The 15,818-nt window shown below is 71.7% G+C and carries 12 protein-coding genes; 11 read left to right on the top strand and 1 reads right to left on the bottom strand.

Annotation, left to right across the window (positions count from 1 at the left end; translation table 11 throughout):
- A partial coding sequence (locus VGD85_RS17570) for a hypothetical protein (protein ID WP_331064725.1) occupies window positions 1-194 on the bottom strand: 194 nt, incomplete at its 3' end.
- 77 nt (window positions 195-271) lie between these two features.
- Between VGD85_RS17570 and VGD85_RS17565 the strand changes: the two genes are divergently transcribed.
- The 11 genes from VGD85_RS17565 to VGD85_RS17510 form a co-directional block, all read left to right on the top strand.
- The gene (locus VGD85_RS17565) at window positions 272-1,567 is read left to right on the top strand and encodes a PucR family transcriptional regulator (RefSeq protein WP_331064724.1); all 1,296 of its coding nucleotides are present in this window, start codon (window positions 272-274) and stop codon (window positions 1,565-1,567) included.
- Window positions 1,568-1,833: 266 nt separating this feature from the next.
- Window positions 1,834-3,282, top strand: a complete 1,449-nt coding sequence (locus VGD85_RS17560) for a uracil-xanthine permease family protein (protein WP_331064723.1) — start codon at window positions 1,834-1,836, stop codon at window positions 3,280-3,282.
- A 16-nt stretch (window positions 3,283-3,298) separates the two neighbouring features.
- Window positions 3,299-4,126, top strand: a complete 828-nt coding sequence (locus tag VGD85_RS17555; RefSeq protein ID WP_331064722.1) for an FAD binding domain-containing protein — start codon at window positions 3,299-3,301, stop codon at window positions 4,124-4,126.
- Entirely contained in the window at window positions 4,123-4,614 is a 492-nt protein-coding gene (locus VGD85_RS17550; RefSeq protein ID WP_331064721.1) for a (2Fe-2S)-binding protein, read from the top strand. Before VGD85_RS17555 ends, VGD85_RS17550 begins: the two co-directional genes overlap by 4 nt.
- Entirely contained in the window at window positions 4,611-7,025 is a 2,415-nt protein-coding gene (gene cutA / locus VGD85_RS17545) for an aerobic carbon-monoxide dehydrogenase large subunit (RefSeq protein ID WP_331064720.1), read from the top strand. Before VGD85_RS17550 ends, cutA begins: the two co-directional genes overlap by 4 nt.
- Window positions 7,022-7,654 carry a carbon monoxide dehydrogenase subunit G gene (locus tag VGD85_RS17540; protein WP_331064719.1) on the top strand — a complete coding sequence of 211 codons (633 nt, stop codon included), beginning with the start codon at window positions 7,022-7,024 and terminating at the stop codon, window positions 7,652-7,654. Before cutA ends, VGD85_RS17540 begins: the two co-directional genes overlap by 4 nt.
- 4 nt (window positions 7,655-7,658) lie before the next feature.
- A complete protein-coding gene (locus VGD85_RS17535; RefSeq protein WP_331064718.1) occupies window positions 7,659-9,062 on the top strand; it encodes an amidase in 1,404 nt (467 codons plus the stop codon).
- Between the two features lie 995 nt (window positions 9,063-10,057).
- Window positions 10,058-11,035 carry a peptidoglycan-binding domain-containing protein gene (locus VGD85_RS23185; RefSeq protein WP_414690831.1) on the top strand — a complete coding sequence of 326 codons (978 nt, stop codon included), beginning with the start codon at window positions 10,058-10,060 and terminating at the stop codon, window positions 11,033-11,035.
- 49 nt (window positions 11,036-11,084) lie between these two features.
- Window positions 11,085-11,747, top strand: a complete 663-nt coding sequence (locus VGD85_RS17520; RefSeq protein ID WP_331064726.1) for a lysophospholipid acyltransferase family protein — start codon at window positions 11,085-11,087, stop codon at window positions 11,745-11,747.
- 143 nt (window positions 11,748-11,890) lie between these two features.
- A complete protein-coding gene (locus VGD85_RS17515; RefSeq protein WP_331064717.1) occupies window positions 11,891-13,975 on the top strand; it encodes a hydantoinase/oxoprolinase family protein in 2,085 nt (694 codons plus the stop codon).
- The coding region (locus tag VGD85_RS17510; RefSeq protein ID WP_331064716.1) for a hydantoinase B/oxoprolinase family protein at window positions 13,972-15,818 on the top strand (1,847 nt) is incomplete at its 3' end. The genes VGD85_RS17515 and VGD85_RS17510, both read left to right, overlap by 4 nt.

Below are 15,818 nucleotides of genomic sequence, written 5' to 3'. Positions count from 1 at the left end.
GCCGCGGGCACCGGGTCGAGGTCGGCGCGCAGCGCGCACGGCACGGCGGTCGCCCGGCGGCCGACGACACCGACGCAGCGGCCGGTCACCTCGACGTAGACCGCGTCCCGGCCGCGGTGCAGCACAGGCACCGGTCCGTCGGGCGCCGACCGCAGCCACGTCCGCACCCGGACGGGTGCGCTGACGGGGATCACCCACCCGACGCTATCCGGTCGATTACGGTTTGCCGATGTGAGGTTGTGCCAACGGGGCACGCGGAGGAGTGCAAGTGTTGATAAGCGGTGAGCGCGAGGAGCTGGCCAGTGCCGCCCTGGCGAAGGTGGACGCCCTGCACACCGGGCTGACGGAGATCGTGCTCGAGGGCGGCAACCTCGACGGCATCGCGGCCGAGGTGGCGCGGGTGCTCGGGGTGGGGGTGGCGTTCACCTCGACCGACGGCCGCGAGCGGGCCTCGGCGCTGCCCGAGGGGCTCCGCTCGGCGCTGGAGACCCACGACCTGGTCGACCCGACAGGCCGGCTGCGGGTGGAGCGGATGGACGGCGACGGCGTGGCGCTCGAGGCCGGCGCGGTGCTCAGCCTGCGGGTCGCGGCCGGTGGCGCGGACCTGGCGCGGCTGGTGTGCCTGCGACCCGGGGCGCCCCTGACCTCCGACGACGTGCATGCCCTCGAGCGGGCGGCCGCCGTGGCGGCGCTGCTGATCACCCGCGAGGAGGCCGTGACCGCGGTCGAGAACAAGTACCAGGGCGACTTCCTGCGCGACCTGCTGCTGCGCCGGGCCGCCGGCCTCGCCAACAACCAGGCCTACGTGGCCGAGCACGCCGCGACGTTCGGCTGGGACCTGACCCGGCCGGTCGTGGTCGTGTCGGCCGAGATCGACCCGGACGCGGGGGAGGAGCATGCCGGGAGCGTCCAGCGGCGGCAGTGGCAGGAGCGGTTCTCGGCGGCGTGGCGCCAGGTGACCGGCGGGCTCGGGCCGGGCATCCCGTGCGTCGACTTCTCCTCCGAGGTGGTCGCACTGCTGCCGCTCGGCGACGCGGCGGCGGCCGGCGAGGCCTCGCCGACCGGCCACGACGTCGTACGCCGGGCCGTCACGGCGGTCGCCGGCGACAAGGGGGGCGGCCGCCGGCCGTTCTCGGTCGGCGTCAGCCGGGTGGCCGCGACGCTGGAGGAGCTGCCGGCGGCGTACGCCCAGGCGCGCCGGGCCGTCGAGGTGGGCCGCCGGGTCCACGGCGGCGGGTCGACGACGTTCTTCGACCAGCTCGGCCTGCACCGGCTGATCGCGCTGATCCCCGAGGAGGAGGGCGGCGAGCTGCGCGCGTTCGTGCGCGACGTCCTCGGCCCGCTGGCCGAGCAGACCACCGAGGCCGCCGACCTGCGCGAGACCCTCCAGGTGCTGCTGGACACGAACTTCAACGTCGCGGAGGCCGCCCGGCTGCAGTTCTTCCACTACAACACGATGCGCTACCGGGTCTCCAAGCTGGAGCGGCTCCTCGGACCGCTCTCCGCCGACCCCCACCTGCGCCTCGACGTCGCCGTCGCACTGCGGGTGCTGGAGATCGCGGGCTGAGGCTGCGGGTTTCACCGGTCGGCCGGTGAAACCCGCACGACACGCCGGGGGACACCGGCGTGTCGCGCGGGTTTCGGCTGACAGGTCGCTCGGTCGGCGACCGCGGCCGCGTGTCACGCACGGATTTCGGCACCCCGCCGCGCCGACAAGAGGTGCCAGCCCCCTCGGCGCTCCTTCGGCATTTGTCGCCGTCGTCGGTGTGTTATGTGGATCACTAGTTTGTGAGGACTCGGGGCCCGGTCACCAAAGCAGAAGGGTGCTTTGTCATGTCGATGTTCAAGTGGGATGTGGTCGATCCCAAACCCGGTGAGGCCGTAGCGCCCCACCAGCGGCTCAGTTGGGGCAAGACGGTGGGCATCGGCGCCCAGCACGTCGTTGCCATGTTCGGCGCGACGTTCGTCTTCCCGATCGTCATGGGTCTCAACGCGAACCTCGCGATCATGATGAGCGGGATCGCCACGATCTGCTTCCTGCTGATCGTCAAGGGTGCGGTACCCAGCTACCTCGGCACCTCCGCGTCGTTCGTCGGCGGCGCCACCGCGATCTACACGTACTCCGGAAGTGGCGGACCGGGCGGACCGGCCGACGTGACCGGCGCCATCCTCGTCTCCGGCGCGGTCCTCGCCCTCGTCGGCGTGATCATCCACTACCTGGGCGCCGACGTCGTCAACGCGGTCCTCCCGCCCGTTGTCACCGGTGCCGTCGTCATGATCATCGGTTTCAACCTGGCGGGTGTCGCGACCAACATCTACATGCCCGCCGACCGGTGGATGGCCTTGATCACCATGGCTGCGGTCATCTTGATGGCAGTCGGGCTCCGGGGCTTCCTGGGGAGGATCGCGATCTTCCTCGGCCTGATCCTCGGCTACCTGCTCTCGTGGATCTTCGACGCCATCGGCGTCGGGGGCGTGGAGGGCGACCGAGTCAACTGGGACGGCGTCAAGGACGCGTCGTGGTTCGGATTCCCGGACAAGACGGTCGCCGGCCTCGTCGGCAACCAGTCGCCCTTCGGTGGCGCCAACAACATGGACCAGGTCGGCTGGCACTGGCCGGCGTTCTCGATCACCTTCGCGCTGCTCGCGATGCCGGCCGTGATCGCCCTGATCGCCGAGAACATGGGCCACGTGAAGGCCGTCGCCGGGATGACCGGCCGAGACCTCGACCCGGTGATGGGCCGGGCGATCGCGGCCGACGGTGTCGCCACCGTGATCACCAGCTCGGTCGGCGGTTCGCCGACCACGACGTACGCCGAGAACATCGGCGTCATGGCGGCGACCCGGGTCTACTCGACCGCGGCCTACTTCGTGGCGGCGATCGTCGCGATCCTGCTCGGCTTCGTCCCCAAGTTCGGGCAGGTCGTCTACGCCACCCCGGGCGGCGTGATCGGCGGAATCACTCTGGTGCTCTACGGCATGATCGGCCTGCTCGGAGCGAAGATCTGGGTCGAGAACCGGGTGAACTTCGCCGACCCGATCAACCTGGTCCCGATCGCGGCCGGTCTGATCCTCGCCATCGGTTTCGGCACGACCGGGTTCTTCGAGGTCACCAAGGACTTCCAGCTCGGTGGCATCGCGCTCGGCACCATCGTCGTCATCGCCGGATACCACCTGGCCCGCCTGGTGGCGCCACGGGACGGCCACGAGGGCGCGCTCACGGTCGGCCCCGAGGGGGCGGACGTCGAGGACCACGCAGCACCGCACGAGCACAAGCACTGATCCAGCAAAGGAAATCGTGAAACCAGCACCATTCGAGTACCGCCGGCCGGGAACGCTCGCCGATGCAGTAGCCGCCCTGGCCGGCGGGCCGGACACCAAGGTGCTGGCCGGTGGCCAGAGCCTGGTCCCGTTGCTCTCGATGCGCCTCGCCTCACCGCGGGTGCTCGTCGACATCAACGCGATCGCGGGCCTGGACACCATCGAGGTCGAGGGGGAGGACGGCGGGGTCCGGGTGGGTGCGCTCGCCCGGCACGCCGCCGTCCTGGCCTCGGCCGACGTACGCCGCGTCCAGCCGCTGGTGCCGCTGGCGCTGGCGCACGTCGCCCACGCCACGATCCGCAACCGCGGCACGACCGTCGGCTCGATCGTGCACGCCGACGCGGCCGCCGAGATGCCGGTCGTGCTGGCCGTGCTCGGCGGCAGCGTGGACGCGGTCGGCCCGTCCGGCCGGCGCACGATCGCGGCCGCGGACCTGTTCCTCGGGCCGCTGGAGTCCTCACTGGCCCACGACGAGATCGCGGTGTCGGCGTACTTCCCGGCCCTCGCGCCGGGTGCCGGCGTCGCGTTCGACGAGATCGCCCGCCGGCACGGCGACTACGCGCTGGTCGGTGCGGCCGCCCTGGTCGACGGCGAGAGCGTCAAGGTCGGCTACCTGTCCGTGGGCGACGTCCCGACGGTCGTCGACCTCAGCGGGGTCGCCGAGGCCGACCTCGGTGAGGCCGCGCTCGCCCACCTCGAGCCCGGCGACGACATCCATGCCACCGCCGACTACCGCGCCCAGCTGGTGCGCATCCTGACCGGCCGGGTGGTTCGATCGGCACGAGAGATGGCGGAGAGCAAGTGACCGAGGAGCTGCACGACGTTCGCCTGACGGTGAACGGCACGACGTACGAGATCCGGGTGCCCGCGCGGCGGCTGCTGTCCGACGCGCTGCGCCAGGACCTCGGCCTGACCGGCACCCACGTCGGGTGCGAGCACGGGGTGTGCGGCGCGTGCACGGTCCTCGTTGACGGCGAGCCGATGCGCTCCTGCCTGATGTTCGCGGTCTCAGCGGTGGACCACGAGCTCACCACGGTGGAGGGGCTCACCCACGACGACGGGTCGCTGAGCCCGGTGCAGCAGGCGTTCGCGGAGTGCCACGGCCTCCAGTGCGGCTTCTGCACCCCGGGCTTCCTGACGACGATCACGGCCGGGCTGCGCGACAACCCCCACCCCACGCACGAGGAGGCCCGCGACATGATCGCCGGCAACCTGTGCCGCTGCACCGGCTACCAGAACATCGTCAAGGCGGTCGAGCGCGCGGCCGAGCTCGGGGCGGAGGCCGGCGCATGACCACCAAGCTCATGGGCCAGAAGGTCCAGCGGGTCGAGGACCAGCGCTTCCTGCGCGGGCAGGGCCGGTACGTCGACGACGTCGGCGTGGCCGGGAGCACCCAGCTGCTGCACGCCGCGGTGCTGCGCTCGCCGCACGCGCACGCCCGGATCCTCGACATCGACGTCAGCGACGTGCTCGACCTCGAGGGCGTGCACGCGGTCTGGACCTACGAGGACCTCACCGGGCCGATGAGCGAGCCGCTCCCGCTGCTGATCCCGCACCCCGCGCTCACCCACGGGCGCACCCAGTACGCGCTGGCCAAGGACGAGGTCAACTACGTCGGCGAGGCCGTCGCGTTCGTGGTCGCCGACGACCGCTACGTCGCCGAGGACGCGGTCGGCCTGATCCGGGTCCGCTACGAGCCGCTGCCCCCGGTCGTCGGCGTCGACGCCGCCCGCGAGGCCCGTGCGCTGGTGCACGAGGACGTGCCCGGCAACATCGGCGCGCGGCTCGAGCAGAGTGTCGGCGACGCGCCGGCCGCGATCGAGGCCGCACCCCACACGCTCACCCTCGACCTGACCATCGAGCGCAGCGCCTGCACGCCTCTCGAGGGCCGCGGCACCGTGGCCCGGTGGGACGCGGACCTCAACCGGCTCCAGGTGTGGACGTCGACCCAGAGCTCCACCGGCGTGCGCGCCGCGGTCGCGGTCAAGCTCGGCCTCGACCTCGGTCAGGTCGACGTGATCACCCCCGACGTGGGCGGCGGCTTCGGCGTCAAGATCAACCACCCCTGGCCCGAGGAGCTGCTGGTGCCGCTCGCTGCGCGCGCCCTGGGCCGCACGGTGAAGTTCACCGAGGATCGGCGCGAGCACTTCATCTCCTCGGCCCACGAGCGCGGCCAGGTCCAGCACATCGAGGTCGGCTTCGACGACGACGGCCGCCTGCTCGGCCTCGACGTCGAGTTCTGGCACGACCACGGCGCGTACACGCCGTACGGCCTGATCGTCCCGATCATCACCTCCACCCAGCTGCTCGGCCCCTACAAGCCGCAGAACTACCGTGTCGTGTTCGAGTCGCTCTACACCAACACCGTGATGGTCACGCCCTACCGCGGCGCCGGCCGGCCGCAGGGCTGCTACGCGATGGAGCGGACGATGGACGCCATCGCGGCGTACCTCGGCAAGGACCGTGCCGACGTGCGGGCCGTGAACTTCATCCAGCCCGACGAGTTCCCCTACGACCAGGGGCTGATCTTCCAGGACGGCCGCGAGCTGGAGTACGACTCCGGCGACTACCCGGCCTCGCTGGAGAAGATCAAGGCGCTGGTCGGCTGGGACGAGTTCCCGGCGTTCCAGGCCGAGATGGCGGCCCAGGGCCGCCGGGTCGGCATCGGGCTGGCCTGCTACGTCGAGGGCACCGGCGTCGGCCCCTACGAGGGCGCCCACGTGCACATCGAGACCAGCGGCAAGGTCAAGGTCGCGACCGGCCTGACCACACAGGGCCAGGGCCACGCCACCGTGTTCGCGCAGCTGGTCGCCGACGAGCTGGGGGTGAAGTTCGAGGACGTGGAGGTCGTCACCGGCGACACCCGCCGGATGCCGTACGCCGTGGGCACGTTCGCCTCGCGCGCCGCGGTGATGAGCGGCTCCGCGATCCACCTGGCCGCCAAACGCGCCAAGGAGAAGGTCCTCAAGATCGCCGCCGACGCGCTCGAGGCCGCGCCCGAGGACCTCGAGATCGTCGACGGGGTGGTGTCGGTCAAGGGCTCGCCCGGCTCCTCGATCGACCTCGGCACCGTGTCGGTGCTCTCCAACCCGCTGCGCTACGCGTTCGACGAGGCGTCCAAGGCCGCCACCCAGTTCTCGGTCGGCGACCCGGGCAAGCCGCCGGTGCCCGAGGACGAGGAGCCCGGACTGGAGGGCAAGGACTTCTACTCCCCGGAGCGCGCGACGTTCGCCTCCGGCATGCACGCGGTCATCGTCGAGACCCACCCGGACACCGCCGAGATCACGATCCTGAAGTACGCCGTCGTGCACGACTGCGGCCACCTGATCAACCCGATGATCGTCGAGGGCCAGATCCACGGCGGCGTCGCCCAGGGCGTCGGGGGAGCGCTCTACGAGCGGATGGCCTACGACGAGTCCGGCCAGCTGCTGAACGCCTCCTTCATGGACTTCCTGATGCCCTACGTCACCGAGGTCCCCGACGGCATCGACATCGACCACCTCGAGACGCCCTCGCCGCTCAACCCGCTCGGCATCAAGGGCGCCGGCGAGGCCGGCGTGATCCCGTCCGCTGCGGTGTTCGCCGCGGCGATCGAGGACGCCGAGCGCGTCGACCGGCCCGACCTGGCGATCACCGCGATGCCGATCTCGCCCTCCGAGCTCTACACCCTCCGTCAATCGCAAGACCAGGAGCACTCCCGATGAAGATCACCGGATCCGACGTCGTCCCCTACCCCGTTGCGCAGGTGTGGGACGCGCTGCTCGACCCGCGGGTCCTGGTGGCGACGATCCCTGGTTGCGAGCGCCTGGAGACGACGGGCGAGCACGCCTACGACATGACGGTCACCGCCGGCGTCGCAGCGATCAAGGGCACCTACTCGGGCGCCTGCGTGCTCTCCGACCTCGTCGAGCACGAGTCGCTGGTGATGCGACTGCAGGGCTCCGGTGCGCCCGGCACCATCGACGCGACGGTGCAGGTCTACTTCAACGAAGCCGAGCCGGGTCACACCAAGATCGACTACGACGCCGACGCGGTGGTCGGCGGGATGGTCGGCGGCGTCGGCCAGCGGATGCTGACGTCGGTCTCCAAGCGGATGGCCGCCGAGTTCTTCGGCAACGTCGCGGCCGCCATCGGCCAGCCCGTGGCTGCCGCGCCGGCCGCCGTGGGTGCTCCTGCCGCGGGCCCGGCCTCCGCTCCCGCGTCGGGCGCGGTGTTCACCGCCCCCGCCAAGGCCGGCGTCGCCTCGCGCGACGAGTTCGTCAAGGGCATCGCCGTGGGCGCCGGCCTGGTGCTCCTGGGCGTCGTCGTGGGTCGGCTGTTCGGGCGCCGGTGACCCGATGACGATCTCGGTCGAGTCGACCGCACGCGAGCAGGCCGCCGCCGTACGCCGTCGGGAGATCTCCGCGCGCGAGCTGCTCGACCTGCACCTGGCGCGGATCGGCGAGCGCAACCCTCAGCTCAACGCGATCGTGTCGCTCGACGAGGAGCGTGCCCGGGCGGGTGCGGCCGCCGCCGACGAGGCGCTCGTCTCCGCTGATCGGGGAGGCGCGGACGTCGGGCCGCTGCACGGCCTGCCGTTCGCGTTCAAGGACACCCACGCGGTCGCCGGGTGGCGCACCACCTACGGCTCGCCGCTGTACGCCGACCATGTGCCCGAGACCGACGAGCTGATCGTGGAGCGGGTACGCCGCGCCGGCGTCGTGGTGATCGGCAAGACCAACGTGCCGGAGTTCGCCGCCGGGTCGCACACGTTCAACCCGGTCTTCGGGACCACCCTCAACCCGGTCGATCCCACCCGCTCGGCGGGCGGCTCGAGCGGGGGAGCGGCCTGCGCCCTCGCGGCCGGGATGGTGCCGCTGGCGGACGGCTCGGACATGGGCGGGTCGTTGCGCAACCCGGCGTCGTTCTGCGGTGTCGTCGGGCTGCGACCCTCGCTGGGCCGGGTGCCCGAGTGGCCGCTGTACAACCAGTGGGAGACCACGTCGGTCGGTGGCCCGATGGCCCGCAATGTCGGCGACCTCGCGCTGCTGCTCTCGGTGCTCGCCGGCCCCGACCCGCGCGCCCCGCAGGCGCTCGGCGACCCGGGATCGACGTTCGCCCCGCCGCTGTCCGGCACCCTCGCCGGGCTCCGGGTGGCGGTGTCGGCCGACCTCGGCGGCGCGTTCGAGGTCGACCACGAGGTCGCCGCCGTCGTCGAGTCCTCGGCGGCCGTGTTCGAGGCCGCCGGAGCCCGGGTCGCGGCGGACCACCCCGTGCTGACCGAGGCCGACGACACCTTCCGCACGCTGCGCGCCTGGCACCTGCACGCCAAGCTCGGCCCGCTGCTCGCGGCCCACCCCGGCGCGCTCAAGGCCTCCCTGGCCGACAACATCCGGCTCGGCGAGGACCTCACCGGCGCGGACGTCGCCCGCGCCTACACCCAGCGCACCGCGCTCTCGGAACGGATGCGCGAGTTCTTCTCCCCCGAGGGGCAGGGCTACGACCTGCTGGTGCTGCCGGTCTCACAGGTCCCGCCGTTCCCGGCCGACCAGGAGTACCCCACCAGCATCAACGGCCGTCCCATGCAGACCTACCTGGACTGGATGCTCGCGGCGTACCTCATCACGGTCACCGGCTGCCCCGCGATCTCGGTGCCGTTCGGCCACAACGCCGACGGCCTCCCGGTCGGCCTGCAGCTGGTCGCCGCCCACGGCCGCGACCGGTTCCTGCTCGAGACCGCCGCCGCCCTCGAGGCCCGCTGACATCTCCCAGGTTGACCCGCCCGGAGCTTTCGGGCGGGTCAACCTGGTCTGGTCCGCGTGCGGCGGATATCCACAGCCCGGGGGAAAACCTGTGGATCGTGGGTCCCTTGGCTGTGGACGGCCGGGACCTGCGCTGTGGAGCAACCAGGGTCTTTCGGTAGAACCAGGAGAATGTTCGCCAGACCCCTTGCGCGGGTCTCCCCTGCGGGCATAGAACTCTCTCACGCACTCCGGAGACGGGGAGCGGGACAGCTCGGAGACGAGGGTCCGAACGACGCGAGGCGGCTTGCCGGCTCGTGGCGCAGCGGCTGGGTGACGAGGTCGCTGGGACCGGAGAAGAAGAGCGTGTCGACCGGGAGCGTCACCGGTACCGGTCACCCGAAGGGCCCCTTGCGACTCATACTCGTGAGGGGCCCTTCACCATTTCCGCCGAGTCGGCGCCAGTTTCCCTGGTGGCTCGGCCGCGGAGTCAGATCTGTGTGGGGGGGCGCCGGCTCGGCCTGGTGGCACGGGAAACTGGCGCCGGCTCGGCATCGTGAGCTGGGAAACTGGCGCCGACTCGGCATCGTGGCGATCCCGCTCAACTGTGGGTATCTGGGCACTTTCTGTGGATGAACCGGCCTCGATCTGTGGAGGACCGGCCGACTTTCGGTGGAACCAGAAGAATGTTCCGCGAAGCCCTTGCGCGCCGCGTCCGGGAGGGCATAGAACTCTCTCACGCACTCCCGCAAGGGAGAGCGGGACAGCTCGGAGACGAGGGTCCGTACGGCGGGTCGCCAGCTTGCTGGAGGCCGGCCGCGGTGGCTGGGTGACGAGGCCGCCGGGACCGGAGAAGAAGAGCTGCCGACCGGGAGCGTCACCAGTACCGGTCACCGAAGGGCCCTTGGAACTCATACTTTCGAGGGCCCTTCACCCATTTCCGGGCCAGCACGCCCCGGATCGAGGGGGAAGGTTCCGGTGTCGTCGGGAGCAGGCGCACTGGTGTACTGGCGGACATGTCTCGGGTCCCACGCCTCGCCCTGCCCCTGCCCCTGCCCCTGCTCCTCGGCCTGGTCGCCGCGCTGCTCACCGCGCTGCTCACCGTGCTCACCGTGGTCACCACGGCGGCGCCGGCCTCCGCCGCGACCTATCCCACGCTGTCGGTCGGCTCGACCGGCGCGAACGTCACCAGCCTGCAGTACCTGCTCACCTCTCGCGGCTACGCCACGACCGCCGACGGCGACTTCGGCAGCGGCACCAAGGCCGCCGTCACCGCGTTCCAGAGCTCGCGCGGCCTCAGCGCCGACGGGATCGCCGGCCCGGCGACGTTCTCCGCGCTGGTGACGACGCTGCGACAGGGCAGCACCGGCGCGGCCGTCCAAGCGCTGCAGGTCCAGCTGGTCAAGCACGGCGCCTCGATCGCCACCGACGGGGCCTTCGGCCCGGCCACCGACCGAGCGGTGCGCTCCTTCCAGGCCGCGCACGCCCTCAGCGTCGACGGCGTCGTCGGCCCGGCGACCTGGCAGGAGCTGCTCGGCACCGGAGGTGGCGGCTCGGTGCCCGGCACGACGTACGCCTCGCTCTCCGAGGACCAGCGACGCAACGCCCGCACGATCATCGGCGTCGGCAAGGGCGCGGGCGTCCCGGAGTACGGCTGGGTGATCGCGCTGGCGACCGCGATGCAGGAGTCCACGCTGATCAACATCGACTACGGCGACCGCGACTCCCTGGGCCTGTTCCAGCAGCGGCCCAGCCAGGGCTGGGGCACCGAGGCGCAGATCCTCGACCCCGTGCTGTCGAGCAAGGCCTTCTACGGCGTCGCCTCGCACACGCCCAACCCCGGGCTGCTCGACATCAGCGGCTGGCAGTCGATGAGTGTCACCCAGGCCGCGCAGGCCGTCCAGCGCTCCTGCTGCCCCGACGCCTACGCGAAGTGGGAGTCGCTGGCCCGAGACATCGTCGCCCACGAGGGTGGTGCGCCGCCCATCTCGTGATCTCGGATCGGTGGACCGGCCGGTAACCACGACACTGATGCCCGTGGTCATGTACACCGTCCTGCACACCGTGGTGCCGCCGGTCGCGAAGCTCATCTGGCGACCGCGCGTGACCGGCCTGGAGAACGTGCCGCGCACCGGCCCGGTGATCATCGCGAGCAACCACCTCAGCTTCGCCGACTCGCTGGTGATCCCGATCGTGGCGCCCCGCAAGGTGGTCTTCCTCGCCAAGTCCGACTACTTCGCGGGTGGGGGCGTCGGCGGCACGCTTCAGAAGGCGTGGTTCGAGGGCATGGGGATGCTGCCGGTGGACCGGGACGACACCAAGGCCGCGCTGGCCAGCCTCGACACCGCGCTGGAGGTGCTCGGGCGCGGCGAGGCGTTCGGCATCTACCCCGAGGGCACCCGCTCCCGCGACGGGCGGCTCTACCGCGGCCGCACCGGGGTGGCCCACCTGGCGCTGACCGCCGGCGTGCCCGTCGTACCCGTCGGGCTCACGGGCACCGAGCGGCTCCAGCCGGTCGGCTCCCGGCTGCCCCGGGTGGTGCCGGTCTCCGTGCGCTTCGGCGCGCCGATCGAGGTCGCGGGGAGGTACGACGGGGTGCCGCCCGGCCGGGCCCGGCGCGAGGTCACCGACGAGATCATGGCCGCGATCCAGGCGCTCTCCGGCCAGGAGCCGGCGGGCGTCTACAACGCTCGTCCTGAGGAGTGAGCGAAGCGAACGTCTCGAAGGGATCGCGCGCCCGACGCCTGAAGTGACGACGAGCGGTGCTGGCAGAGGTTGCCGGAGAACCGCCGCCCGGTCGGCAATCTCTGCCGTGGCCCGGGCACCCGCAGCCCGGTTGAATCATCGCCATGTCACAGCGGCGGATCCGGATCGGCATCGACACGGGCGGGACGTTCACCGACGTCGTCGCCTTCGACGAGGGCTCGGGGGAGCTGGTCACCACCAAGACCCCCTCGACCCCGAGCAACCCGGCCGACGGGTTCCTCGACGGCATCGACAAGGTCCTCGGCCTGATCGGTGCGACCGGCGCCGACATCGACGCCGTGAGCCACGGCACGACCGTCGCGACCAACCAGCTGCTCGAGGGCAAGGTCGACCGGCTCGGGTTCATCACGACCGCGGGCTACGAGGCGATGCTCGAGATCGCCCGCCAGTCGGTGCCCGACGGCTACGGCAACTCCTACTTCTGGGTCAAGCCCGACCGGATCGTGCCTCGTGACCTCGTCAAGGGCGTCGGTGGCCGGCTCGACTACACCGGGGCCGAGGTGCGGTCCTTCGACGAGGCCGGCGCCCGGGCGGTCGCCCGCTGGTTCCGCGACCGTGGCGTCAACACCCTGGGCGTCTGCTTCCTGCACGCCTACGCCAACCCCGAGCACGAGGAGCGGATGCGCGCCGTGCTCGCCGAGGAGCACCCCGACGCCGTGGTCTCGCTGTCCAGCGAGGTGCTGCGCGAGTACCGCGAGTACGAGCGGGCGATGACCACGCTCGTCGACGCGGCCGTCAAGCCGCGGCTCTCGGCGTACGTCCGCAACATCGCCGCGCGCCTGCACGCCCTGGACGACCGGACCATCCCCTTCTACGTGATGAAGTCCAACGGCGGCGTGCTCTCGGCCGACGAGGTCGTGCACCAGCCGATCACCACCGTGCTCTCCGGCCCGGCGGCCGGCGCGCTCGGCGCCGCGCTGATCGCCAAGGTCGCGGGCTTCGACAAGGTCCTCACCTCCGATGGCGGGGGTACGTCGACCGACGTCAGCGTCGTGATCGACGGGGAGCCGACGCTGACCACCGAGGGGTCGGTCGGGGCGTTCCCGTCCAAGATCCCGATGATCGACGTGGTCACCGTCGGGGCCGGCGGCGGCTCGATCGCCTGGCTGAGCCCCGAGGGCACCCTCAAGGTCGGTCCGCAGTCGGCGGGCGCCGACCCCGGTCCGCTCTGCTACGGCAAGGGCGGCGCCGGTGAGGGAGCGGTGACGATCACCGACGCGCACGTCGTGCTCGGCCGGATCCCACCCCACCTGCTGGGCGGGGAGATCCCCCTGGACGTCGACGCCGCGCGGACCGGTGTCGAGGCGCTCGCGACGCAGCTGGGCCTCAGTCCCGAGGCCTGCGCCACCGGTATCTTGGAGATCTCCGCGTGGAACCAGGCCAACGCGCTGCGCCAGGTCACCGTCAAGCGCGGGCTCGACGTACGCGACTTCACCCTCACCACGTTCGGCGGCTCGGGCTCGCTGCTGCTGTGCCGGCTGATGGACATCCTCGGCATCCCCACCGTGCTGGTCCCGCCCAACCCCGGCAACGTGTCGGCGTTCGGCCTGCTGACCGTCGACGTGAAGAACGACTACGTGCAGACGCACGTGACGCTCGAGGACCACCTCGACGCCGCGGCGGTCACCGGCATCTACGACGAGCTGACCGCGCGGGCCGCGGAGGCGCTCGCCAAGGAGGGCTTCGACCCGGACCAGCACCAGTTCGTGCGGACCGCCGACCTGCGCTACTTCGGGCAGGCCTTCGAGGTGCGGGTGCCCGTCGCCACCGGTGACCTGGACCCGCAGGCGGTCGCCGACGCGTTCCACGCCGAGCACAAGGCGCTCTACGGCTACGACTTCTCCGGCGACGGCTCCCAGCAGGTCGAGTGGGTCAACCTCCGGGTCTCCGGCATCGGGCCGATCCAGCGCCCCGAGATCAAGCGGCACGGTCTCGATACGCCGGCTCCTTCGTCGCCGGCTACTCGACCAACGAGGGGCGTCTGCTTCGACGCCGCCGAGGGGTACGTCGAGACGCCGCTCTTCCAGCGCAGCGAGCTCAGCCCCGGAACAGTGATCACCGGACCGGTGATCATCGAGGAGTTCGGCTCGACCGTGCCGATCCACCCCGGCTTCGACGTACGCGTCGACGAGTACCTGAACCTGATCGTGACGAGGAGTGCCCAGTGAGTCGCCGTGCACCGACCGACTTCCCGTTCGGCCACCTGACCGGCGACGCGGGCGCGAGCGCCGACCCGGTGCTCGTGGAGATCGTCCAGGGCTCCCTGGCCAGCGTGGAGATGGAGGTCGAGACCGCCATCGGCCGCACCAGCCGCAGCCCGATGATCCGCGACGCCCACGACTTCCGCGCCGGCATCCACGACCGGCTGCTGCGCAAGCTCACCGGCCGCTCCTACTCCGCGCTGGTGCACCCCGTCGCCCGCGACTTCCCGATCGAGGAGATGCGCGAGGGCGACGTCTTCTTCCACAACGACGTCTACCGCTCCGAGGGCGGCATCGGGCACCTGCCCGACCTGTGCGTGACCGTGCCGGTGTTCTCCGGGGGGAAGGTCGTCGCGTTCGTGCAGGCGTTCGGCCACCACGACGACATCGGCGGCGCGGTCCCCGGCTCGATGCCCTCCCACGCGACCAGCGTGTTCGAGGAGGGCCTGATGGTCCCGCCGATCCGGCTCTGGGACGCGGGAGTGCCCAACCGGGCGGCGCTGGCGATCATGACCCGCAACTCGCGGATGCCGGAGTCGCTCGCCGCCGACCTCGACGCCGAGTGCTCGGCCTGCCTGATGGGCGCGCGCCGCCTCGGCGAGCTCTTCGACCGGTACGGCGTCGCCGCGGTCGAGTCCTGCTTCGACGCGATCATCAGCCGCACCACCGAGACCTACCGCCGCGAGATCCTCAGCCAGATCCCGGTCGGCAGCTGGGTCTGGGAGGACTACGCCGAGCACGACGGCGTCGACGAGCCAATGCTGCACACCCAGCGCATCACGCTCACCCGCACGTCCGCCGACGACCCCGACGGTGAGCGGCTGATCCTGGACTTCGACGGCACCAGCCCGCAGGCCAAGGGCCCGATCAACCACTGCGGCGACTACAGCGACGGCGTCTTCCTCAAGAAGTGGCTGGCGCCGATCCTGCGCAACCTCGCCGACTCCCCGGAGCGGATGGCCGAGCTCGACGTCAACGAGGGCATCGTGCCGCTCATCGAGATGCGCTTCCCCGAGCCCGGCACCCTGCTCACGCCGGTCTTCCCCGCGCCGACCAACGCGCGCACGTTCGTGATCCTGCGCCTGCTCGGCGTGCTCGCCGGCGTGGTGGCCAAGGCGGTGGACGGCCGGATGCCCGCCGACCAGGAGACGATCCGCTACACCGGGGTGTACGGCGAGGACCTCGACGGCCGCCCCTACCTGATGCGCGAGGTCCTCGGCGGCGGGTCGGGTGGCCGCTACTACGCCGACGGCGAGGACACCATCCACGTGGGCCCCGACTCGCGGAACCTGCCGACCGAGTTCACCGAGTCACGGTTCCCGTTCCTCGTCGAACGGCTTGGCCTGGCCGTCGACTCCGGCGGCGCCGGCAAGTACCGCGGCGGCCTCGGCTACGAGAAGCACATCCGGATGCTCAAGGACGGCCACTTCATGTCCATCGCCGACCGGTCGATCCTGGCCTGCTGGGGCGTGCGCGGTGGCAAGGCCGGCGCGCCGTTCGAGGTCGTCATCGACCCCGGCGGCCCCCACGAGCGGGAGGTCGACGCCCTCGCCGACGCCGAGCCCGTGGCTGCCGGCGAGGTCATCCGGATCCGCACCACCGGCGGTGGCGGCTGGGGCGACCCGCTCGAGCGGCCGTACGACGAGGTCGTGCGCGACGTGCTCTGGGGGAAGGTCTCCCGGGCGGGCGCGCGCGCCGACTACGGCGTGGTGCTGACCGGCGCCCTGGACGACGACTCGGTGGGCTTCGACGAGGCGGCGACCGCCGCCGAGCGGGCCGCCCGGCCGGCCGCGAGCGAGGCGTTCATCGA

Origin of the sequence: Nocardioides sp. (assembly GCF_036401255.1) — a bacterium.
Lineage (GTDB): Bacteria > Actinomycetota > Actinomycetes > Propionibacteriales > Nocardioidaceae > Nocardioides.
Note: the sequence above shows the minus strand (reverse complement) of the source record. Positions and strands in the feature narration are given on the sequence as shown.